General features: G+C 52.3%; 16 protein-coding genes. 6 read left to right on the top strand and 10 right to left on the bottom strand.

Going from position 1 to position 22,917, the window contains the following annotated elements:
• Positions 1-34: 34 nt before the first annotated feature.
• Positions 35-1,327 carry a hypothetical protein gene (locus Q8P05_03805; protein ID MDP2666599.1) on the bottom strand — a complete coding sequence of 431 codons (1,293 nt, stop codon included), beginning with the start codon at positions 1,325-1,327 and terminating at the stop codon, positions 35-37.
• 127 nt (positions 1,328-1,454) lie between these two features.
• On the opposite strand from Q8P05_03805, the gene Q8P05_03800 reads away from it, so the two are divergent.
• Together Q8P05_03800 and Q8P05_03795 are read left to right on the top strand one after the other, a co-directional pair.
• Positions 1,455-1,922: a hypothetical protein gene (locus Q8P05_03800; protein ID MDP2666598.1), complete on the top strand. Its 468-nt coding sequence runs from the start codon at positions 1,455-1,457 to the stop codon at positions 1,920-1,922.
• Positions 1,923-1,978: 56 nt separating this feature from the next.
• Complete coding sequence (locus Q8P05_03795) at positions 1,979-2,494, top strand: DUF2391 family protein (GenBank protein ID MDP2666597.1); 516 nt, start codon at positions 1,979-1,981, stop codon at positions 2,492-2,494.
• A 75-nt stretch (positions 2,495-2,569) separates the two neighbouring features.
• Here the strand turns inward: Q8P05_03795 and Q8P05_03790 are convergent, their stop codons facing one another.
• From Q8P05_03790 to Q8P05_03750, 9 genes are all read right to left on the bottom strand, one after another.
• Positions 2,570-3,112 carry a hypothetical protein gene (locus Q8P05_03790; protein ID MDP2666596.1) on the bottom strand — a complete coding sequence of 181 codons (543 nt, stop codon included), beginning with the start codon at positions 3,110-3,112 and terminating at the stop codon, positions 2,570-2,572.
• A gap of 102 nt (positions 3,113-3,214) precedes the next feature.
• Positions 3,215-3,379, bottom strand: coding sequence for a hypothetical protein (locus Q8P05_03785; GenBank protein MDP2666595.1), 165 nt, complete (start codon positions 3,377-3,379; stop codon positions 3,215-3,217).
• Between the two features lie 284 nt (positions 3,380-3,663).
• Positions 3,664-4,191: a hypothetical protein gene (locus tag Q8P05_03780; GenBank protein MDP2666594.1), complete on the bottom strand. Its 528-nt coding sequence runs from the start codon at positions 4,189-4,191 to the stop codon at positions 3,664-3,666.
• Between the two features lie 18 nt (positions 4,192-4,209).
• Positions 4,210-4,752 (bottom strand): hypothetical protein, encoded by a 543-nt coding sequence (locus Q8P05_03775; protein MDP2666593.1) that lies wholly within the window; start codon positions 4,750-4,752, stop codon positions 4,210-4,212.
• Between the two features lie 51 nt (positions 4,753-4,803).
• Positions 4,804-5,394, bottom strand: a complete 591-nt coding sequence (locus Q8P05_03770; GenBank protein ID MDP2666592.1) for a hypothetical protein — start codon at positions 5,392-5,394, stop codon at positions 4,804-4,806.
• Between the two features lie 81 nt (positions 5,395-5,475).
• Entirely contained in the window at positions 5,476-7,806 is a 2,331-nt protein-coding gene (locus Q8P05_03765; protein ID MDP2666591.1) for a hypothetical protein, read from the bottom strand.
• A gap of 62 nt (positions 7,807-7,868) precedes the next feature.
• On the bottom strand, positions 7,869-8,243 hold the full coding sequence (locus Q8P05_03760; protein ID MDP2666590.1) for a hypothetical protein: 375 nt from the start codon (positions 8,241-8,243) through the stop codon (positions 7,869-7,871).
• A gap of 1 nt (position 8,244) precedes the next feature.
• The gene (locus tag Q8P05_03755) at positions 8,245-10,542 is read right to left on the bottom strand and encodes a type II/IV secretion system ATPase subunit (GenBank protein MDP2666589.1); all 2,298 of its coding nucleotides are present in this window, start codon (positions 10,540-10,542) and stop codon (positions 8,245-8,247) included.
• Positions 10,543-10,707: 165 nt separating this feature from the next.
• The gene (locus tag Q8P05_03750) at positions 10,708-11,739 is read right to left on the bottom strand and encodes a hypothetical protein (protein ID MDP2666588.1); all 1,032 of its coding nucleotides are present in this window, start codon (positions 11,737-11,739) and stop codon (positions 10,708-10,710) included.
• Between the two features lie 43 nt (positions 11,740-11,782).
• Here Q8P05_03750 and Q8P05_03745 point away from each other — a divergent pair, with 43 nt between their 5' ends.
• The 4 genes from Q8P05_03745 (at position 11,783) to Q8P05_03730 (ending at position 22,865) form a co-directional block, all read left to right on the top strand.
• A complete protein-coding gene (locus Q8P05_03745) occupies positions 11,783-12,325 on the top strand; it encodes an exosortase/archaeosortase family protein (protein ID MDP2666587.1) in 543 nt (180 codons plus the stop codon).
• Between the two features lie 119 nt (positions 12,326-12,444).
• Positions 12,445-12,591: a lmo0937 family membrane protein gene (locus Q8P05_03740; protein MDP2666586.1), complete on the top strand. Its 147-nt coding sequence runs from the start codon at positions 12,445-12,447 to the stop codon at positions 12,589-12,591.
• An 829-nt stretch (positions 12,592-13,420) separates the two neighbouring features.
• A complete protein-coding gene (locus Q8P05_03735) occupies positions 13,421-21,064 on the top strand; it encodes a carboxypeptidase-like regulatory domain-containing protein (GenBank protein MDP2666585.1) in 7,644 nt (2,547 codons plus the stop codon).
• A gap of 49 nt (positions 21,065-21,113) precedes the next feature.
• Positions 21,114-22,865, top strand: coding sequence for a hypothetical protein (locus tag Q8P05_03730; protein ID MDP2666584.1), 1,752 nt, complete (start codon positions 21,114-21,116; stop codon positions 22,863-22,865).
• The last annotated feature ends 52 nt before the right edge of the window (positions 22,866-22,917 follow it).

Raw genomic sequence — 22,917 nt, 5'->3', positions numbered from 1 at the left:
ATTTTTTTCCTTTCGATGGTTCGATAACTTTTTTTCAGTTGTCAGCACCGATGCGATAAATAGTTGTATTATCGTCGAGGATGGATTCGGACCTGGTTGTACAAGCTGGATCCTGGCATCTGGCCACGCGCAATTGTAGTGAATATGGGGGTTGAGCCGGTCGCATTTGATAAAAAATGAGGGGTAAACCCGTCGTAGGGGAGATGAGGGACGCATGGCCCCTTACGTAGTTGCCAAAAATGATGGGGTTGGAGTTGAAAAGGGGGTTGCATGCGGCACCTCCACATTTGATGAGCGTCATTCTTGGGCTACTGTTTCGGGTTCCAAAGGTTATGACTGGTAAGTCATCTTCTGGAATAATTATATTTGCTCTCCTATCCACTTCAATATTGAGGGATTGCGCCGATCCACCATTAGCGCAGTCAGGATCAAGGCAACTAAATATGCGGACGGCATTCGTTAACGATGAATTGCTCACGAGATATACAATGGTTGGAATCCCATCTGAAGTTGTATCAAACGCCACCGAAGAATATTCAATTAAAAAGGTCGATGGTGAACCTGACTCAAGAATTTTTTCTTGGAAGGAGCTACACGCACTATTCAAACATTGAACAAACCTTAAGGAATTCTCACTGCCGCTGGATGGATTAACCCAAACAATCCGCGGGAATCCATCCGAACCGATTTGTATATCAGAAGGAAAATAGATCAATGAAATAATCTGGTATATTGTTGTGACCACATTTCCAGAGGAACAAGTCGGATTCCCACATTTGATTGTTTTTAAGGATGTAATTGGAGGAAACGCTCCACTTCGTTCTCCAATGACGATAAATGGTTTATTGTCGGAAGGAATGATGAAGGACTTGACATTATCGCGACCGAGAACTTCTGGAATGTCGGTTTGAGTATATGTATTGCATAAGGGGTCATGGCAATCCAATAACACCGTGTTGTCCGGTTTATCATAGAGGATGACCGGGTTACCGTTATCTCGTAATTTAATACTCCTGAAAGGGTCATAGGGGCCGAGTCCCAAAAAGAGGGGCGTTATAGACGGTGTATTAATGCAATTTGGATCCTGGCAACGAATCAGGTGCAATTCTAGATCGGGTTCTATCATGGTCGCGATGGCTGGCTCCTCCATTAATTGTGGGGGGATATCCCCTAAAGGGGTAGTCACTTGGGTACCTGACCCTTGGTAATTGCGGGTAACCATTGCCGTGGAGTTATTCTGGAACATTACCACCGCGACCAAGGCTATGAGGATGAAGGTGATGGCGACTAGGAACCACTCTTTCTGGGAATCCTTTTTGGACAACATTCCTGAGGGATCGTTTACTTGTTTTTAAACATGTGCTCTGGGTGTCAATGGGCTCCAAATCAGATTTTGTCGAAATCAAATTGAAATAGGGAATACAGTTAAGAACGGGTTTTCACTCTTTTGGCATATGCCCATGCGAATTCAAACCGTATTGCGGAAGCCCGTTTATGTGCTCATTGCGGTCATCTCGGCTTTGGTCATGCTCGGGATCTATTTGCTGTCCCAGGTCCAGTTCGTGGGGGAAAACCTGGACATCTGGATGAACAATGTACCCTTGCTCCACGCTTTTTTGCTGGGGGTTTTCGTTGTCCTCTTTGGAATAACATTCGCCTACCAAATATACCTGTGGCGGCAACCTAAAGCGTGTGCGCTCCCTCAAAAGGTCACGGGAAGTGGGATTAGTGGGGTGGGGACACTGGGTATTTTTCTCGTGGCGCAATGCCCCGCCTGCGCCAGTCTGGGAGCTTTCTTCCTTCCGGTGGGGGCCATCGCCTTCATCGGGCAAAACACGGTTTGGTTGAATTTGTTATCCATCGGTCTCATCCTATTCACACTCCATTACCTGGGTGCGTTCGCCCCAGAGAAAGGGCATTGAAATTGAGGGGAGTGGCATATAAGGATTAAAAAGCGCCCTTTCCCCCCAATCCAAGGATGCCCAAAGGAAAATCTATTTCCGACAACCGAATGCTCGCGCTCCGGCAGGAAATATCCGAGATTCGAAAGGGACAGCGGAGCATCCTTCGCGTGCTTCATGAGAAGGTGGCCCGGAAGCTCCCCGACCGGTTTGTACGGGATGACCTCGCCCAGCAGATAGTGGGCGCCATGATCCTGAGCGCGCCTCTTGTGGTGTCGGTGGAGGTGTGGACGCTTTCCCAGACGCTTGATTTATTGCAGATGCTCGCCATCGTGGCCGCCACTATGGCATTCAACATCCTCCTCCTCTATTTCACCAAATTCCAGGTGGTGGAGCACGAAATGATTTTGGGAATTATTCCCACCCGCATATTCTCATTGATCCTTGTGTCTTACATCGTGACGGCCATCATGCTCTTCATCCTTGGGGTTATCACCACGCAAACCTCATCCATCCTGGGGGCAGCCAAGCTCATCGTCATGGTGGGATTGTTCGCCAATATCGGCGCGGCCACCGCGGACATGCTGAAATGATCCGGACATTTAGTTTGAAAAGATCCTATTATCATTAGTATGAGATACCAAAACTGTAGTTAGGTCGAAGGAGAATTATTTCTCTGTTCGTTGGGATAACACCCCATCGATAATCGCCAAACCTAATAATCCTACCATTATCCCGACGGCGACTCCGGTGTCTCGCGCCCGTTTCCTGCTCTTCTGGATCAGCTTGGGGAAATGAATCTTAGACCAATTAACAAGTTCCGTCGGATAATTTTCGGCTAATTTCGATAACTCGCTCTGCTGGGCCGGGGTGAAAAAAGATGTGATCGTGTCGAGGGGGAGTTGGTTGACGTCGTATTTTCCTGTCTCGGTGGCCTGCTTCGCCATTTTATTCATCAAGGCTGAATCTTTCTGGGCTTTTAAGTAAAGCGACGCGGACAACGCGGCGATTCGATCCGCATCGGGCTTGCTCAAAACCTGCATCAGATCATGGAGGGTCGGATTTTGGTGTCGGTCTATCCTGGCTTGCATTGCTCTGGAATGGACGTGGAATGACTTACCGTGGGAATAGCTATAAGTCATCCTGCCGGCAAATAATCCCAATCCAATGGCGGCGAGCCCTGCGGCAACTCTATTTTTGACAGTAGGCATGGGTCTCCTGACCCTCGGAGGCGGGACTGGGAGGGGGTGATTCTTTCCGGGCATGATGAAATGGAGGAATCTGGTCACTAAATAGGTTTCGGAAAATGCCGGTCAGCTACCCACGACAGGGGTTTTAGTGGAAAGTCCCTGGGATTGTCGGAACATGGGTTTTACTACGGTGATCAGGAGTAGGGCGGCGATGACGAGGATGAGAATCATGTATAGGGAATTGAATTCGCCCTGGCCGATGTTATCTTCCCAAAGGGACCTTTTCATGCGTTGACACCGGAACCAGAGTTATTAAGCGTTTATGGGGCTTGACGGGAAATTAAAGACTTCTTTTTTGGTTCTGCCATTCGAATAGGACGCGTGGCTCCGGATTAAACTGAATATTAAGGCCGCCGGGAGGGTGTAACCCTCCTTCGTCCCTCGGGGCGGCCGGACGAAAACGGCCATCGAAAGCGTGCCGCTGGACGAAACGGCCATTAGAACACAAATCATTTCGGCCGCTGGGAGGTCAACGACCTCCCACGTCCATCGGGACGACCGCTCGAAAGCGGTCAGGCGAAGCGAAGCACGATGACGCAGGCGGTTTGGTTCAATTGGGAGATGTCCGAGCACTTTTCATTCCCCAACCAGTCCTCATCAATCCCATTGTTGAGGAGATCATCCTGGAGTTCGGTGCCCGTGTCGCAGAGGACGGATATCTTCACTCCTAATTGGGAGCCATTGTAGCGGAGGACATCCCCTTCCGTGATGGATGTGAACTCGAATTCACTTGTATCTTCATGGTCGCCCTTGGAGATACACAATTGGGCTTCGGTAAGGATTCCTGAAGAAGATGCGATGGCGCGCGTATTCAGGGAATCGTCCCTCACGAAAATGAGACGGTTGCTCGTGCGTAGGGCCCCGGGTTCATTCACCTGGGATTTGATCAGATTCACTGATTCAGTGGACGGTTTTTGGGTGCTCAGGAAGGGGAGGCTACCGATGATATTCAGAAGCAATACCAAGATGGCGAGCGCCACCACGGCCGCGATGAGCAATTGGAATGTCGAAAAGGCTTGTCCTCGGAAATTCATAATCATATCACTCCTTTCGTTTTATTATGCGTAGCGCAACGCGACAATACATCCTTGTTGTTGTAGCTGGGCAACATCCTGGCACTGGGGGCTATCCATCCAGTTATCTGAAATTCCGTTGGTTAGTAAATCTCCCTCCAACTCCGAACCCGTGTCGCAAATCACTGAAATCTTTATGCTCAACTGGGAACCATTGAACCGAAGAATGGTTCCATCTGCATCTGTGAATGCAAAATCATCGACGTTCGCGAAGTCTCCTTTTGAAATACATAATTGCTCCTCTGTGAGAGAGCCTGACTGGTTCGCGAGCGATTTCGCATTGAGGGAATCACCGGTCTTTACCACTACTTTATTCGATGAGGTCCGCAGTTCAGAGGGGCGACTATTTTGGCTCTTAATCAGATTAGTGGCCTCGACTGAAACTTGCTGGTCTTGCTTTGGAATTATATCCAGGATATTAAGAAGCAACACCAAAATGGCCAGGGCCACGATGGCGGAAATAAGCAACTGAAACGTCGAAAAAGTTTGTCCTCGGGAATTCATATCTCCAATCACCTGCTTTTCCATCGTTTTTGGCTATAAAAAGGTTGCCGCCGGGGAGAGGGGAATACCCAGCGTTTAGGGGGTATTCGCCAGAGGCTTACCGAAGGAGAGGAGGCAGTACACGTAGCATCCCACCTGGGGGTCAGTAAAGATGAAATTGTCGGGGCGGCACTGCATATACACGTTTCCCAGGATATTCCCCGAAACCTGGATGAAAGGGGCATCGGGATTGGTATCGTTGAGAAGATAACCGGCCGCAGACTCCGCTTCCAAGGCGATGCATGCGTTCTCAAGGTTCACTTGCCTGGCGAATTGAGGGCGGGAGAAAATAGTGCCTTGGGTGAAGGCAAGCTTGGAGGCGATGATTACTTTTCCATTGGGGGAATCCACGGCGGATTTCCAGCTCGTGTACAGCGTCTCATAGCTCGCGTCCTCTCGAAGGGATTCGAAATAGCCCAGCGCGCCGAAGATGATCACGAGCACCGCGAGGGTAATGACCCCGGCGATGAGCACGCGGTACGCCTCGAAGGCTTGCCCCCGGTTACCCATTATTCGGCCGTGGGGTAATGTGGGAGTTTTGGTTGGATTCCTTTTCGTACTCTTGACGGATGAAGGAAACTTTTTATTTATGGTATTCCAATTGGTCGACGGATATCGGGGTCGCATTTTCACGCATCTTCCTTTTTTTTGGTAAACATTTTTCCTTCTTTTTTTTCGTTTTTTGATAAAACTTTTTCCCAAAAAGTTTTAGCCGAAGTTACCGGCCACTAATATATTGGACAGGATGGCGCTCGCCACGAAGAGGATGACTGCGATGGGGAGGGCGCGGGCCGCGTGGCGCCGGGCGGAGAGTTCATTGTTCTCCTCTATGAGGGTGATGAAATAGTTCATGATGAGCACCAGTTCGATGACATATACTGCCACGATGATCATGAAATCCCCCGGTGTTGCCAGTGAGGCGATGACGTCCGGCTTGATAAAAGAGGTTATGTCCGTCGAGCCGAAGCTGTCGAACCCCGGGATGCTTCCCGCGAGATTGGGAGGGGGTTGGGATTCGGCGGAGGTGGCGTTGATACTGACGAGCGTAACGACCACGATTCTCTGGAGGGACGTGGTGATGCCCAAAACGATGGGGGCAATATACACCGAAACCAACTTCATGGTGCCCGTGATGTCTTTAATCAAAATGGTGAGCATCTTGCTCACGCGCTCGGAATTGGCAAGTTGTCGGGATAATGATACAAGCGTCCGGGCCGCGACTCCCACTCCCAACTGCACCGAATCGATGGCAATCTTCATCGAGGTGGTGATCATGCGGGAGGGATTGTGTTTCAAACTCCCGTAGGCGGGGTCGAACACCGCGGCCTCGAGGGGCATTCCTAAAACGTGAATGTTGTCCACCGTTTTGCCGAAAACCTCTTGGGAAACGGAATTGTTGGGGAGAAAAGTCTGCGTATGGCGGAGGGCGTCCTCGATGGGTTTATTTTCCCCGAGGCGGGAGGCCAATACGTACAATGAGTCCTTGAATTCGGATTCCATCACCATGAATTTTTTCTGGATCCGCCGCTTGGCATTCGTGGTTAATTCCACGAAAGAAGAAATGGCAAACGAAAACGTGATGAGCAGACCGAAAATAAGATTGGTGGGGGTGACATCGTTTTCGACCTGGGCGAAAAAGCGGGCTTTCTCGGTGCTGACTATTTGCGTGGCCCGCTCGGCTGAAAACCCTTGTTCAATTAGCTGCTGTTCGCGCGACCCCCCGGGCTCGAACCAGTCCAATGGTTTCCGGTCCCCCGAGAGAACGGTTTCCAATGTCTTGTCGGGCTGGAGGAAATAGAGTGACCCGGATTCCGTGGGATCGCCGAGGCCCAACCCATAGAAATGGAGGTAACCTGAAATAGCGCCCCCCACGAGAAGGATGCCTAAAACCACCACCCAAATGTTCATGGGGGATTTGTTCACTTCTACCATATTCTTGGGAGGAAGACCCGGATAGGAATCCGGGATCGTGGGGGGAACATACGTGGGGGGGCGAGTAGCCAGCAATTGCATCCCGAACCAAATAACTAACAGAGGGAGGCCGATGTTGTAGATGAGGAAAAGGATGAAGGGCTGCGCCAAAGGGGAACCCGAGAAGGCGCTTCCCACCGGGAGAATGATGATGAGGATGAGGGGGAGGAGGACACCGATATAGAATAGGGCGGTGGACGGTTGGGAAAGCTCGCGGGCATATTGCTCCATCTTTCCCTGCACCCCTTCAAGGACATCCTCCATGGTCTTGTCGAGCAATTGGTAGCGCTTGGCCTCGGTGTTCTCCAATACTGACGCGCGAATATTCATCAACGCCTGCTTGAATTCGGTGGAATATTTTCCCCATTTGTAAGCGAGATCATCCAATCCTTCGGCGATGGTGTTGTAGATGCCCAACTGCGTATTCCAGATGATGCGCCTCAATTCAAAGGAAATGCGTCCCTTTCCATGTTCGGCCGCGAACTCAACGGCTTTCTCGAGATTGGGAACGAGTTTCATGGACATGATCATATAGCCCACCATATCAGGAACATAAGTGAGGGCGCGCATCTGCTCGCGCTGGGCCTCCTTGAGGGGGAAGGATTGCACCCCATGCGCGGCTAAAATACCGAGGAGGATGAAGGGGATGAAGAGGTAGATGATGGTGATGAGGGGATCCACTCCCAAGAGGGGACCAATAGTTGTGCCAAACACCAGTCCAAGGAGAACCGCGAGAATGAAACCCCCGCCTATCACGAGAACGGCACTCCCTTTGATGGCCGCTGCAAATTCGTGCGGACGCAGTTTCCAACCCAGAAAATCCAAGGCCTCCTGGTAGGGGGGAGTGAAACTAGCATTGGCACCGAAACCGGGAAACCGCTTATACATGTCCCGGCAGAAGCGGAGGAACCAATGCTCAGGAGGAATGGACAAGTCTTCCTTGGTGAATAGGGCATCCGATGCCGATGGGATGTCACGGTACATCTTGCCGATGGAGGGGGGGCGAAACGCTGCCTGGGAAGAGGGAGGGGCGCCCGGAGCATGCCGCGCGGCGAAACGAGGGGGCATGGTCCATGAACCGGGATGCAGTATTTATAGGAAACGATTAGGGTGATTTATTGTATACATAATTAGTTATTCAATTCCTTAAGCCTCCGGATACGATTATGAGTATGCTGGATCCACCATGGTCTGAATTCTTCAGTTGTCATTTTTTTTAATATATCCCGTATTTCTATTGGAATCCGCCTATCGGCTATGAACTGCCGCCGCGCCTTCTCCAATTCTCTTTTGTTCATGGTAGAAATGTGTGGAAGTCTATTGGTAAGCTCACTAATCTTCTGTAATCGGCCTCTTTCAGATATTTGTTCCCGCTGTTCAGCTAAATTTTCTAATCTGGCGCGTTTTTCTTTTTCTTCCAAATGTTCTCTGCCTTTTTTGCTACTGTACTTTGTAGGTTTTTTTTTGGACCGACGCTTCCATCTTTTTCCACCCGGTCGAACCATATCATTCCTCCTCTTGTTCCTCTTGGCGCTGCTTGCGTTTGCGGAGCACCGCAGTAACGGTGTTCTTCTCCACCCACTCCTTCCATTCATTTAATAGTTTGGGATAATCCGGCTTCCCCTGGAGCTGAATCTGCTCGTCTTTCATTAGAGCTAATTTGCTCCGGGCGGGCGCGGTGTATTCGGCCTCTAATAGCTCCGGAATGGAATGTCTATTCTTGAGCTCCACCATGTGCAGTTTGGCGTTGGCATTCATGCGAATATCTTCCCACATCTGGTTGAGGGTCAATCCTGAGAGGCGACGCACGCGCTCGAAGAGCTCGCTCTCCTTCAAATGATCCTCGAGGAGTTCCAGGTTATCCATGCGCGCATCATAGAGCATGAGGTCCAGCAACCCCCCTTCCTGATCCGGGTCTTTGGTCCAGTGCTTCTTGACCTCGGTAATTTGAGTCAAGCGGCGATGGGATTTCAATGATCCTGAAAACCGTATGGGTCGGGCTACAACAACTAAATCGGTGGCCTTGAAGCTCGTGGTGGGAACTTTGAGATCATTCACCACGCGATCCCACACTGAATATGCAGAATCAGCATGGATGGTTCCCAAAACGGTATTGCCCGCGGCCCCCACGCGCATGGCCTCATACAGCACACGCGCTTCCTCCGAGCGCACTTCCCCCAAAACGAGGGCGGAATCACCCAAACGTAAGGCGGTGCGCAAGGCCTCCTCCGGGGACACCTCGGAGTCGCTCTGGCTCACCCCAATGGGGGAGCGCGTTTTCAACCGTTGCACATTGAACCCGATGTCCTTCATGTAGGGCACGGGGAGCTCGAGCGTGTCTTCCTGAACGATGATGCGGGCATTGGGTAAAATCTCAAGCATCATCGCCCCCAAAAGGGAGGTTTTTCCCGCCCCCCGGGAGCCCGTCACGAGCATAGTGGCTTTGTTATCTATGAAGAATGAGAGCATGCCCGCGGCTAAGGGAGAGATGAATTTGTTGTCGATGTATTGCTCCAGTGTCCAGGGGGTTGTTTTGTGCAGACGGAATGCGAAGGCCGTGCCATCCGGGGCCAAAGGCTTTCCAATAACCGCGACACGGGTTTCCTGACCCTGGAGATCGAAATCAAGCACGGGGTGGGCCTCATCGAAGGGCCTTCCAGACATGGCACGGAGCTTGGAGACGAAGGCTTCCGCTTCGTTTTCGGTGTAAAGAATATTGGTCAAGCAATGCCCATAATCCGCGTGCACAATGTACACGGGTTTGCTCCCGATGGGGGAATCTAAGAAAATGTCGGTGATCTTCCGGTCGCCCAATAGTACTTCCAGGATACCATACCCCACGGTGTACCTGGAAACAATTTCCGCCAATTCCTCCACTTCCTCGGGGGCGAGATGGATGTTATTGCGTTTGGCCAAATCTCGGATGGTGGCCTGGTACACCCGTACGAAATAAGTGCGGGTCGCCGCCGCGTCCGAGAGGCCGCTTCGCCCTGGATTGTAGCCGGAGACCACTTCTTTGGTCTTGGAGAGAAGAAAATATTTTTCAGGGGATAAAGAATACTCGGGGGGATTCACGAAATAGAGTTTAGCCACTTTATGGGGGTGGTTGAAAATCTGGACATTCGATTTGGCCACCGCATACTCATCGATCAGCTCGAAATTCTCAATCTCCTGACCGAACATGAGGCGCGAGCCAATGAAGGAGGGTTTGATCTCCGCCTCATAGAAATGACGGTACAACTCCGTGGAATTAGGGATGCTCTCAAGTTTGACTAAATATTCCTTCGTGCGCCGGATGAGGGCTGTTTTTTCGAACCCTTGGCGGATATCCTGGAGGGTCTGCAGGTATACCTTGGAACCGCTCCCCTGCTTGCTTTTCATGGTCTCCCGCTTGACGGCGGCGAGGAGTTTGAGATAGGCCTTGATGGGATCGAAGGAGAGCACCTCATACGTGATCTGCATCACTTCATCATGGCGCGCCCCGAACTCTGCCTCGCTCTCCGTGTCCGCGTCCCCTAAATGGGAGTAGGCCCACAGCTCCGCGGAACGGAAATACCCAATGAGGTCGGCGATCTCTTTCCACTCTACTGTTTGCTTCTCATCATAGACCCGCTCATACACATCCGCGAGAACGATGAGGTCGGCTTCGACTTTCTGAAGAATGGTTAAGATGTGGAATCGGCAATGCGGATCGTCCGCGAGGGACGCGCCATACACGCAATCCTTGCACGCATAAATGAGGTGCTTCTTTCCCCCGGACTCCTTCACCGCGTACGGGCCAACTTCAAAACCGCCAATCTTCATAGGGAATCTGCCTCCAACGGGCGGGATGCTCTTTTAACCATCATACGGCCGGAAAAGCATTCGGGGGTTAAAATGGGTTATGGGTGAAAAAAGACTGGGGAATTAGATTAATCGATTTTATCGGCGATCTGGACAATTCAGAATGGGAAATTGACAAAAAGAACTTCATCTCGATTTAGTCTTGCGCTTGGGGGTTTTCCATTTGGGTGTCCGGGAGGAAGCAGGTAGGGAAAATGTGGATTTGGAATCCCCGGCCACGCGGGAAAGGGCATACGATACCGCGCCCCTGGTGATGAAGGTGACTTTCTCTGGGGGTTTTCCCACTTTGAGGTACAAAAGCGTTTGGGTTACCACTGAGAAGGTGGTGGCATACAATGTGGCAATAGCTTGAACAATGAAAGAAAGAATTACCACGCCCACAAAAAGGAGGACGCGCTGGTTCTTATCAAAGGGAAGGGTCATTGTTCCCGAGAAGAAATCAGCAATCATGGAAACGAAGATATTGATGAATACCAGGCCAGCGAGCACCAGGAGAATGCTCCAATAATTCCCTTTCACGTACTTCCTGGCCCGTTCGATGACTTCCCCGGGATGCGCATCCTCGAAAAACACGATGGGGAGGAAGAGCATGAGGAAAGGGGATAAAATAATCAGCACGGCAAAGAGACCTAGAAAGAGGGGGCCGATCATCAATCCCATTTGGAGGGGATTCGCCAAAACAGTCGAAATGGATGGAAGGCTCACCAGGATGGGAAGGAACGCCAGTCCTAAAAGAATTAGGAAGAAGATGAGGAGAATACTCTGGAGGACGAAGGCATCCCCCACGCGGGCAGAGGATAGTTTCCACGCCAGGCTGATGTCAATGGGTTTTTTGGAAATGGTCTGCATGGTGATGTGATATTGGATTCCATTGGCAAACGCATTGATGCCAATAATTCCTATCACCCAGATGATTAACGCTAATCCAATGGCGGCCGCTCCCACTCCGGGGAAACCCAACACCAATGCTGTGCCGAGCGCGGCGACACCCATGAACACAGTGAACATGGCTAATGCCAAGAGCGTGAGGATGATGATCATGGCTTGCGCGGTAAGCAAGGGGATGTGCGTCGCAATTCCGAGGGCACGCAAGAGAATGGCGCCTGGCGACAGCAAGTCGTGATTGGTATTCTTGAAAGCCGTGGTTCGTTTTTTCATGGGGACGACCTGATTTATCAAGGGCAATCGCTTTTCCTTTATAATGATGCAGGCCCCCTCCGCCGACACTCATCGAACTAAGTGGAGGGATGCCCTTCCATTCCTTGGAAAAATGGGACTTATCGCGGGAGGGTTTTGGATTCTCCTCGCGCCATTTGAAATGTATCTGCAATCCCTCCTCGCCAACCTGGCGCGGGGGGGAGTGGAATCATTAGGTATTATCACCCGGGCGACGGAGGATCCCATCCAATTCTATTCGGGAAATGCGCTCATTGAAATATCCCCCTTATGCTCAGGCTTGCTCGAAATGATATTGTTAGGGGCCGCCATTCTCGCGACGCCTACGAAACCATGGGGATCTCGTGTGAGGGGGTTGGTGGTTGGAATCGCTTTGCTGTTCATTCTCAATCTCACCCGCATTATCCTCACCATCATGCAGATCCAACACACCTCTTTGGCGTTTGCCACATTCACGCATGATGTGCTTTTCCGAATCGTATTAATCATGGGGTTCGCCCTCATCTATGCCGGATGGATCCATTTCCCCCTGATAAAAAAAAGGGTTCACGCCAAGGGATGGGTGTGAGGACAGTTGAAATCCTGAAAATGACCTGAAAAACCCTCCAAAGAGGTCAAATAAGGAAATGGGGAAAGTAACCATATATATTCTTGAAGCACCGAATGGGTGGTGAGGAGGTTCTTCCTATGAACACACTTCAAACTATTGCCATCGTCATTTTGGTTCTCTGGCTCCTAGGATTCATCGGCCTGCCCAGTATTGGAGGAATAATCCACGTGCTGTTGGTCATCGCCATCCTATTGATTATCGTGAGCCTAATCCAGAAGGTCTAACTCGGCCTTTTTAGAAAACCAAGCAAAACCATGTTTTGCGGGCATCGTAACAACCCTTTTTCCGCTGGAAAAAGCGTTGGCGGAAAAAGGTGTTTACGATGAAGGCCGGCGAAAAAGGTGATATGCCTCGCCCTTCAGGGCGACATTCGTCGCCTAGTTTTTGGCGAGCGATTGCGCGAGCCGATTGACGTTCTAGCTCTACATGGATACCCCGGCCTTTAGGCCGCGGAGGAAGTCATTCGGCCTTTTTAGAAAAAAGGCCGGCGAAAAAGGTGGATACCTCGCCCTCAACCTTTTAAGAAAAGGTTGATCAAAATCGCAGCGGCCAGCCGAACTTTTGAAAAAAGTTCGATCAAAATGCTTTTGATGAACCTTTTATGAAAAAGGTTCCGAAACTGGCCGGCGACATTCGTCGCCCATTGTTGGGCGAGCGATCACGCGAGCCGATTGACGTTCTAGCTCTGCATGGATACCCCGGCCTTTAGGCCGCGGAGGAAGTCATTTCCAGAGGTTTACAGAATTCCCCTCATCCTTCGGAGCAGCCGGACGAGTTAATCTATATCTTTTCTTCAGGGGTTTCGTAGATACCCCGGGTTCGGTGCGGCCGGGCGAACGTGTTTTTCTTTATCTTGGCGATAAATGGGTCGTAGCGGCCGCCGGGGGATTGTAAATCCCCCTCGTCCCTCGGTGCGGCCGGTCGAAAACGGCCCTGGTTGAAAAGTGGACATTGGAATGAAACAAATTGTTCCGGCCGCTGGGAGGTCAATGACCTCCCACGTCCCTCGGTGCGGCCGGACGAAAACGGCCCTTTATAAATTCCCGTGGTTTGATGGGTGGGATTGCTATGGGTTTGAGCGCGGGGTTGGGGAACCTTTACGTGAAACTGGAGGATGCCTATTATGGTGTCCTGGATTTTTTCGAGGAAAAGGGAATCGGTTTTCCGTGGGCGTACAATGATGCCTTGGAGAGCAAGGGTATTCCCGCATTGCCCGTGACGCTGGCTCTTTTCGTTCTGCTGATCGGGGGTTTGGCTTACCTGGTCACTACTCCCACGACGCAGGATATTTCTTTTACCCTTCAACTCCGCGACCATACGGGGGAAAGTTTGCGCAACGCCTCGCTGCAGATCGTTGACGAGCAGGGGAATATTATCAAGGAACTCACGGCTTCGGATGGACAAACTATTTTGTTAGAAGGAATATCCCCTCAAGCGGTGCTTACCGTGCAGGCGCGGAAACAAGGGTATGAGTCGAACGAAGCCACATTGCTCAGCACCAACACCGGGCTACGCATCATCCTTCAAGGGGATAACGAAGCCATTGTAGGTAAATTAAAAATAGTGGACAAGGAGACGCAGACGCCTATCCCTGGGGTCGTGGTATCTGCCACGTGGACGGGGAATGAATTTCCATTGACGACTACGACTAACGCGGAAGGGGTGGCATTATTGAACGCCCCTCTCAACAAAGCCATATCCCTCACCCTGAAAGCCAACAATTACGAGGACCTCGTGGACATCATCACATTCACGGGAACGGATACCAAAATAAAAGAACTCTCGCCCAAGGCGGATGCCCGGAGCGGGACCAGCACTGTTTTGGTGAAAGCCATTGATGCGCAAACCAAAATCCTATTGGGGGATGTGCGCATTGTCATCGAGGACGCTGCGAGTGGGGCCACCTACACGGACATCCTTTCATCCAGTGGGCAACATTCTGAAACCATTCCCAAGGGCACGGTTATTCGGGTGCGGGTTGAGAAAGAAGGGTATCTCGGGTTCTCAACCAATACCGCCAATGGGAATGGGCTCACCCTGCGCAACCAGGAAGAAACCATCATTGCCTCCCTTGGGAGTGGGGGAATTTCACTTGTTGTCACCACCCGCAATCAGGGGAATAACAATCCTCTTACGAACGTGCAACTTCTTCTTCTGGATGCTAACAACCAGAAATTGGCTGACCTCTCTTCTTCTTTCTCGGGAGACGCGGAATTCCCTGGGCTGAATCAAACCCGCGCATATTGGGTGCTGGCCTTCCACCCTAATTATTTCCCATTGCGTACTCCGGTATTATGGGATGATTTGCCCGCCTCGGAGGGGAAGAAAACCCTTGCCCTTTTCCTGAATGCCATCACCACCGAGCAATCCGGGACGCTCGTGGTGTTCGTGAGCCATGCGAATGGGAAGGCCGCTAATGATGCGGTGTTCACGGTGTGGGAGAAGGAGGGAGGGGGGTGGCTGCCCTATGTTTATGAACAGCGCGCGGACGCGGGGGGAAGCTTCACCCTGCGCGTGCCTATCGGAAAAACACTCCTCGTGGAAGCGGCCAAAGGGGATGTCGTTGACAATGAAGAGGTGACCATCGCCGCGGGACTCAACAAAATCACATTATCATTGACGAATGGGCTTAATGAGATTCGTTTCAACCTGCGCCTGCCAACGGGGGCGCCCTTTCAGGGAGAGGCTACTTTCACATCCCAAGCCGGAGAGGTTTTGTTCACGGGAGAAGTTGGGGATGGGTTTGTGAATGTGGATGTATTGGGAAATCGCGTGGTGAATCTCCGCACCCGGGATGCCCAAGGGAATACGTTTTCCCAAACCCTCACATTGGATGGGAGTGAGAACATAGATGTGGTCATCGGGGAAACTACATCTGTCGGGGACGCGCCATCTATCACATTCCTGGGATTGGTTGACGCCGGGGGAAATACCATCCCGGGTTTGGCCCCCGATCACGAAGGATTCGCTCGGTTTGAGGTCCGTTTTCCTCCCGGGAAGAAAGGAGTGTTTCACGTGCGCGCGGGCAGCGACACGATTACTTCCATCGACTCGCAATTCATAGGCATCACCGGTCTAAATGGGGATGCGACCAAAATAGAATATGGGAAAACCTATTCCCCTAATCCTCCCCCCGGGAACGAACCCAAAGACCGGGCCCAGCGCGGGAAAGCGGGTAGCTTCAATAAGTGGATAGAGGTCACGCTTGATAACCCAGCCGGCACGCATATCTTCGATGTGCGCCTCGCCGCGCGCGCGGGCATCCCCACAGGGACACAGGAACTGCAGTACCGGGCTTCCTTGGAAGGAGAGGGAGGAGTCCAACGCACTCCCACGGATGACGGATTAGGTAGTGCGCCTTTCACCCCCGCCAAATCAGGATTGTATGCGGACACGCGCACGATTCCCATTCCCATCTACCCGCGCCTCCCCTTCTGCACGGGGGATGTGTGTGCGACTCTTTTTTTCGTGGATGAAAACAATCGGGAGTATGAAATAGGAGGGTTTCGAGGCGTCACGGGAAAGACGTATGCCCTTCACGTGGAGATGCTCCCGCCCCCTACTTCAACTGGGGCCGCGGCTTCTTCCCCAACCACTCCCGGATTGGTGCCGCTCGCCACTACTGCTTCCGCGACCATCCGTATGAGTACGAGTGCCACGGATCCCCTGCTGTTCTTCACCAAAGGAGAAGTCCCCCCCTTCGGGAAGTTGGATAGCGATGGTGTGCGTGAAACCAATATTTCTATCCCACTGCCCACTTTCTCTGTTTCCTCCCCCGGAAAGGCCCGCGCCCATTTCGTGACTCAAGGGGAGGGGGAGACAAGTATCCAGGTGAACCTGGTCACGAGTCAAACCGCCTGGTCGCGCGAGATTCCCATTACTCTTACCAATCCTCGCGTGTTGCAGGTGCAACTGGATAGGGAAATCCCCTTGGAAGAGGGAATCCGCATTACCGTGCAGGATGAACAAGGAAATCCCATAACCAATGCGTTCATTTCCCTCCAAGATGCCAAAGGAAAAATGGCCATCTCCACCAAAGGACGCAATCTTCCCCAGAATGGAGAAAACGGGGGATATCTTTTGGCTAACCGCCTCGCCCCAGGCATTTATGCGGTAAAAATAGATGTTCCCGGGTTTGAACGATTTGAAGAGAGTGTGGCTATTGGAATTAGCAACCCTCTTCAGTTGGAAGAGAAAGTGGCGATAGCTATTCCTTTTGGGCAGACCAAGGTCACTCAAAATATTAGCGTGCGCAACAACACCCCGCACCCCATCACAAATATCACCGGCACCTTTGTCCCATTCGAGGGATTTCCCACCTCCCTCCAAATGGAATTTGTTCCCCCTGCGTCCATTCCCCCGAATGGGAGTGCCATCATCCAAGTAAGCGCGACCTACACCGGGACGGACACCCAAAGTAGCCATCATGGAACGACCGCGTTGCGCGTGCAGGGAGAAGTATTAAATGGTCATGTGCTCGGGGGAAATACGCAACTCTCCATCACCTACAACCCGGCCCTTGATCCTGCGTGCCTGGCGTTCAACAAGCAGAAACTATCCGTGCTCCTCATGGGGGAATCCCAGCCCTTCGGATCCTTGTATGGGGGGGCTGGGGGTTTCCAAACGAACCCCGCTATTTCCCCTTATGGATTGTATGGCGCGCCCAACACCGAGGTGTACAATGCCGCGGGAACAAATGCCTATGGGTATGAGGCGAGCGGCTATTATTCAAATCCCGAACTCAAGCGGGTGAGTGTGGAAGTGACTAACAATTGTGGCCAGGAATTGAATGTGGTGCCGAGTATACTTGCGCCGGATGGGAGTTTGCAGGTGGATGGGCTGCGTATTGCAGCCGTGGACTCCGGATTGGTTTTGAAAAATGGGCAAAAGAAGGCCGTGGATATCTCCATCACGAATGAGTTGCTCCGCCAAGCCAACACCGGGTTTGGGGGATATGGGTATGGGGATGGATTTTCGGGGATGAATCCTGCGTTTGGAATGAGTGGGTATGCGGGAAGGGCCTCTCCTTACCAGGTGGGGATGGGATATCCCAAGTCCCCATTGACCTATACTTTGGCCTTCCGCGCCCCTCAAGTCGCGGCGAGCCTGCCATTGGAAATCAATTTCTGGGATAGGCAGGCCGCGGTGCAGGCTCCCGCGAGCGTTGAACTTACTCTCATCCAGAAAGACAACCAACCCGCCTCGGACCGGGCCATTATTCCCCTCACCAATATTGGGAGCGTCCCCATTTTTGGGGTGCAGGCCCAGATCGAGGGGGAAACAATTCCTGGTTTGGCATTGAAATTAGAAGGCGCCATTCAAATCGCTCCTCGAGGAACAGGGGTTACATTAGCCCCCGGTCAGACGATGCAACCCCCCTTAAATCTGGTGGGGGAGCTGACGCGCGTCCCTGAAAAAAATCCTCCGCGGACCATTGTCATTTCAGGGATCGTGGAAGGCAAACGCATCCTCCTCCGGAGGGTGGACATTTCCATCCAAACGGGAACCAGCTCGTGCCTTGAAATAAGCGCTTTGGACACCCCCATTCTGTTTGCCTCCTCCACTTTGAGCGGGACGATATCCAAACCATTCACTATTCGCAACACCTGCCTCGAGCCCGTGCGCATCACCCGCATCACTCCCTCAACGGTGGGGACGAATGGGCTGGATATCAACCCCCTTCAATCGGGAGATGAAATAATTGAGAAGGATGCGGAAGCAACCTATCACTTGTTCCTCACCAAACAAACCCCCACCCGTCAAACAGTATCCATCCAGGTGGAAGGAATCCAAGTCCTATCCCAAAGGGGCGTGGCGAGCAATCCACTCCTCATCGATATTCGCATTGGGGAGAACGAACTGGAGCAAGGACTCTCAACGAATGCTATCCCTGTGCCCTTATGCGGCGGGGGCACTATTGATGTGCGATTCCCCGTGGTGGCCCAAAAGGATGAATGCACGCAAGCATACTGCGATGCCGAACAGGCGGCCAATTTCTTATCCAAAACCATCGAACAACAGATTTCCAAAACCGTCCAACTCATGCAGGGAAAAAAGAATGATGCCTCCCAATTCACGGGGTGCGATTTGACGCAGAGGTATTGCACTTTTCCCCAATTAGGCATACAAAATCTGACATTCGATCTGTATTTGCAACATGACATCGTTTCTCCTGAAATCATGAACTATGCCATGCAGGGAGAAAAATACCCCCGCCTCAAAGGGATGCAGGCGCAACTCAACCCGGGATTGCAAGGAGAGAATCCCGAAGAGGTATTCCGTTCACGCCTCGGCACGGGATTAGGGGGATTGGTATTCATCCCGCCCCTCCAGGGATGCGGACAATACACCCTTACGTTAATGGGGGGAGTGGAGGTGGCCGCCAACCAACTGCAACCCAACCACATCAATGTGGGGGTGGCCCATGTGACTTACCGGAAAACCGCCGAATGCCAGGACACCATTACTAATGCGGCTAACTTTCTTCCCCGCGATGGGACGCTTACTTTCAACAACAACCGGAACACCCTTTTGGGGATGGTGACATCCTCGGATGAGCTTCGCACGCAAGGGGAATGGTTGGCTGACACCGTATTCGGGAGCCCGAACAGGTATGCCCTCCGCACGGGAAGCAATCACCTGGATTTGCGCATCGGGAACCTAACTGAGAGTGTAGTGGAACTCACTCTGGATCCCACTACGACAGGAAATGATCCCAAACGCATCCTCACGACGGTCAAACGAACCCAGGGAAATGTGCCCAAAGAAGTCATCTCGGAAGTGGGGCAAATACTCACTTCCCTTGGGAGTAATGTGAATGGGTGTGTTACTCCCGATTTGCAGACGTGGCGCATCTTCTCCATCAAGGACGTGGGGGCGTTCACGTATGAGGGGTGTTCCCCGGGAGCATCGAATGTGAACGGATTGGCGGTCCGCTCTTCCCTCGCGTGCTGCACCTTAGAATCCAGGTCGGACATCAAGAGCAATGTTTCCTATACCCTCAACCCCAATGGAACCACTATTCCGGGGCTCACGGAATTGAATCTGTATGAAACCGGAGGGGCGGAAGAAGCATTATCTGAGCGACCCACTAATATTATTACCTATGGAGCGGAATACGAATTGGGTTTCGATCCCAATGGACAAGTATACCGGAAAGAGGTGCTCCTCTGCGGCCAAACCGATCCGCGCATCCAACAGCGCGCCGACCGGGTGAAAGTGGAAAGCATCGCTACGCGGACATTGGACGGGGTGCGCGCCGATCCCCTTTCAATCGAACTCCGTACCTGCACGCAGACCCCGGAACAATTGCTATCCAAAGCCTTGCAGAAAGGGGATGGGACGTGGCATGGAACAGTGGATTGGACGGAAGATCAATCCCAGAAAACCATTCAGCAGGTGACCCAGCAGTTGAGCGCCACACGCGGGTTGGGAGAATCCTATGTGAGTTATGCGGGGCAAGGGATCAAAGCCATTGACAACCCGGTGTATGAAGCAGCCTTGCGTCAACGCCAAGATGCCTCTCTCCTATCCTTCGGAGCCACCTGCGCCATCACCTGCGGGGCGTGCCAATTGGGCGCCGGTCTCATATTTGGGGGGACGACGCTGGCTGCGGGCGCCATCGACTGTGCCGTATCCTGCGGCGCCGGGGGCGCGGCGGGATGGTTTTCGGTGCACCAGGAACAGGCGGATGGAACCTTTTTGGAGACCCCTGCCGACATCGCGGGATATCCTGTTAATGCGTTGCGCGAAGGAACCGACTTTGCCTTTGACATCGATGAGGAAAACGAACCCGCGGCCGCGGGAGCCGCCTTTGGAACTCTGACATCGGTTCCCAAGAATCTATGGAAACCCGTGCGCAAGGTGAGCGTGGGGGATCCCACTAATCTCATCAAAGAAACTGACTTGGCATTCATCGAACAGACCCAACGACAGATCATCACGCGCATCGAAGGGAATAAACTAGTAGCGGCCGGCTACATGGAACGGTTCAAGGATTTAACCATTCCACCCACCCCGGCTGGCGGCGTACGACAGCCTGCCCGAATCGCTACCATTCCAGTGGTAGAGGCCGACCAGTGGGCGAAACAGATCCGGAATTTCGCGTCCATCCAAAATAATGCGGCCCAAAAATTCGATAACCTCATTACTGCTTATGAGGGCAAACCGGGATTCAATAAAGCGGAAATGGATGCCCTGAAAGGGCAAGTGTTGGACCGTATCACGCAAATTGACAAGGAAACAACTTCCCTTAGGAAGGCGTTGAGAACGGGATACGCGTCCCCATATCCGGATGAGGTGTTCAAACACCACGCGAGCGATGTTTCCCGTCTGGCGAGCGAATCTTTGGAAAAAGCCAAATCGTTCAAAATCCCCTCCAAATATTTCCAGACGAAAGCAGGGAAAATCACCAAAGCCGTGGGACAAGGTTTGGTGTGCGGGGGCGCGGGGAATGTGGCGGGGTATTTCGCCTACCGGAGCATGCTGACGAAGGAAATAGAGAACAAAATAACGCTCCAGACGGGATCGAATAATGTGTTGGATGCGGTGACGCAAGAATTGGTATTCGAGAAGGGGCAGAGCTATGCCATCACGGTGGGTCAGGATTCTGAGAACGAAACAGGGAGGATCATGACCATTGACCTGCTCCCTAATGATGCGTATGTGGCGCCCGCGACGTGGGTTGACTGTGGGTAATAATCGATGGTTTCAATTGGAAGGAAGAGGAAAGGGGGTTGGGGATACCATGAAACCAAATCGAGTTAGCAACCAAAGGGGATTCACCCTCTTCACCGCGCTCCTGGCGGCCATCCTCATTCTCCTTGCGGGATTGCTCATTAATACGATGATTAATGCGGAACGCACAAGTAATGAAGTGGTGTTGGAGATCGAAGCGCAGAGCCGGATGCAAACCCTCGCGGATCTGACGCGCGCGGACGCATTGCAGGTGGTTAATTATGGCATCCGCAATGCTATTGAGGAATACACCCAGACCCCGGACAACCCCTATTTGTACAGCGCCCAATCCCAACAATGGAAGGACGTTATCGGGCATTTCTCCACCTTCTATTTCGGAGGGAACAATGGGAGTATCATCGCCGGGCGAATTGCCGCCAATTTATATCAAATCATTCTCACCAAAGAAAGGAGCATCGGGGGTTACACGCTTACCATTCAAGGGGGACAAGAACCCGAGATCAAGCAGGCCATCGAAAGCGTGCTGAACCAGACCGCCGGGGCACAAAAGGACTACTTGCAAGTCATCCAATGTGATGAAACCACACCCCCCGTGGAATGCGTGGGAACATTCTATGTGAACCTGGATTTTTCATTGATATCGGATGACGAATACGAGAAATTGCCCGCCATCCACGTGAGGGATCCCTCATCGGGACGAGTTATCGTGTCTCCGGTAATCCCTCGCGGGCAATTCCGCATCTATGTGCCCTTGCGCATTTTTCGCGCGCTCAAATATTCGCATGAATTGGCCCAAGGACAATTGGTGGGGGGCGGGGGATTGTTATCCCCCCAGTTTCATGCGCAACTGAATAATTTGGGAGTTGGAATGTGTGATTCGGGGGCGTGCGGATACCGTAGCCAACCGTTTACTCCCGGACTCGCGCAGATAGGCCCCGGGGCGCAACCCCCACCGGGGGCGCAGGGTGGAAACCTCTGCCCGGCCGAGCAATCGGGATTGACGCTATTCGAGGATTATTATCCCCAGAATGTTCCATTAACCTGCGATGCCCCCGCGGCATCGCTTAACCTATGCCAATCTATCAATGCCAACATCACGCATTATGATCCCGCCGTGGGTCCATCGCGCGCGGCCGCACTCTCCACCCTCACGCGAGGAATCATCGGGAACCAAGTGCAGATAAACCTCACCCAACTCGCACAAACGCCTGACTTTCGATTGCTCACCAACAACATTACTGTTGTGAGTCAACCCGTGGGGGTGCCCAGTAAAACGATTACATTTGAGGGATTGGAAAACGCCCCCAGCTTTGGAGTGGAGGCGCACTGCACCAAACTCTCAACCATCAATGTGACCCTCCGCTTCGAGGATACGAACACGCAGTACGCGGTAGTGGATCACCGATCCCCCCTGCGGTATGAGGTGCGCATCCTCGATTCATTTGCGGCCAATGCGCAAGTCGAACGGTGCACGAGTTATTGCCTGACCACCATCCGCGATTACGCGGGACTATTCGTCACGGGCGATATCGTGAGTGCGGGCGCCTGCCCGGAGACCGCGTGCGCTTTGCCCGACACGTATCATCCGCCCCCCGTTGTTTGTGGAAACAACTCCCTGGACCCATCTGATCCCTGCGACTACGTGAACAACGTGCCCCTGTTCACCCAATATGGGGATGGGGTCAACCAGTGCGTGGTGTATGGACAAACGCAAGGAACGCCCTTCACGGGAGGGGATCTCCGATGCTATCCCGCCAACAGTGCGCAGGAATGCACCATTGATGTGAGCGCGTGCGAGTAAAGGATTTCCCTAATTAGCCACGGAATGGGTGTTTCCGGCCGGGAATCCCCCA

The sequence above is a fragment of the Candidatus Diapherotrites archaeon genome (assembly GCA_030688545.1).
Classification (GTDB): Archaea; Iainarchaeota; Iainarchaeia; order Iainarchaeales; family VGJJ01; genus VGJJ01.
Note: the sequence above shows the minus strand (reverse complement) of the source record. Positions and strands in the feature narration are given on the sequence as shown.

What these genes read in the sequence shown, in the direction of transcription:
- Q8P05_03740 (MDP2666586.1), top strand. Translation starts at nt 12,445, where the DNA reads ATGAACACACTTCAAACTATTGCCATCGTCATTTTGGTTCTCTGGCTC.
- Q8P05_03785 (MDP2666595.1), bottom strand. Translation starts at nt 3,379, where the DNA reads ATGAAAAGGTCCCTTTGGGAAGATAACATCGGCCAGGGCGAATTCAAT.
- Q8P05_03765 (MDP2666591.1), bottom strand. Translation starts at nt 7,806, where the DNA reads ATGCCCCCTCGTTTCGCCGCGCGGCATGCTCCGGGCGCCCCTCCCTCT.
- Q8P05_03775 (MDP2666593.1), bottom strand. Translation starts at nt 4,752, where the DNA reads ATGGAAAAGCAGGTGATTGGAGATATGAATTCCCGAGGACAAACTTTT.
- Q8P05_03745 (MDP2666587.1), top strand. Translation starts at nt 11,783, where the DNA reads ATGATGCAGGCCCCCTCCGCCGACACTCATCGAACTAAGTGGAGGGAT.
- Q8P05_03780 (MDP2666594.1), bottom strand. Translation starts at nt 4,191, where the DNA reads ATGATTATGAATTTCCGAGGACAAGCCTTTTCGACATTCCAATTGCTC.
- Q8P05_03795 (MDP2666597.1), top strand. Translation starts at nt 1,979, where the DNA reads ATGCCCAAAGGAAAATCTATTTCCGACAACCGAATGCTCGCGCTCCGG.
- Q8P05_03760 (MDP2666590.1), bottom strand. Translation starts at nt 8,243, where the DNA reads ATGGTTCGACCGGGTGGAAAAAGATGGAAGCGTCGGTCCAAAAAAAAA.
- Q8P05_03735 (MDP2666585.1), top strand. Translation starts at nt 13,421, where the DNA reads ATGGGTGGGATTGCTATGGGTTTGAGCGCGGGGTTGGGGAACCTTTAC.
- Q8P05_03805 (MDP2666599.1), bottom strand. Translation starts at nt 1,327, where the DNA reads ATGTTGTCCAAAAAGGATTCCCAGAAAGAGTGGTTCCTAGTCGCCATC.
- Q8P05_03770 (MDP2666592.1), bottom strand. Translation starts at nt 5,394, where the DNA reads ATGCGACCCCGATATCCGTCGACCAATTGGAATACCATAAATAAAAAG.
- Q8P05_03750 (MDP2666588.1), bottom strand. Translation starts at nt 11,739, where the DNA reads ATGAAAAAACGAACCACGGCTTTCAAGAATACCAATCACGACTTGCTG.
- Q8P05_03730 (MDP2666584.1), top strand. Translation starts at nt 21,114, where the DNA reads ATGAAACCAAATCGAGTTAGCAACCAAAGGGGATTCACCCTCTTCACC.
- Q8P05_03790 (MDP2666596.1), bottom strand. Translation starts at nt 3,112, where the DNA reads ATGCCTACTGTCAAAAATAGAGTTGCCGCAGGGCTCGCCGCCATTGGA.
- Q8P05_03800 (MDP2666598.1), top strand. Translation starts at nt 1,455, where the DNA reads ATGCCCATGCGAATTCAAACCGTATTGCGGAAGCCCGTTTATGTGCTC.
- Q8P05_03755 (MDP2666589.1), bottom strand. Translation starts at nt 10,542, where the DNA reads ATGAAGATTGGCGGTTTTGAAGTTGGCCCGTACGCGGTGAAGGAGTCC.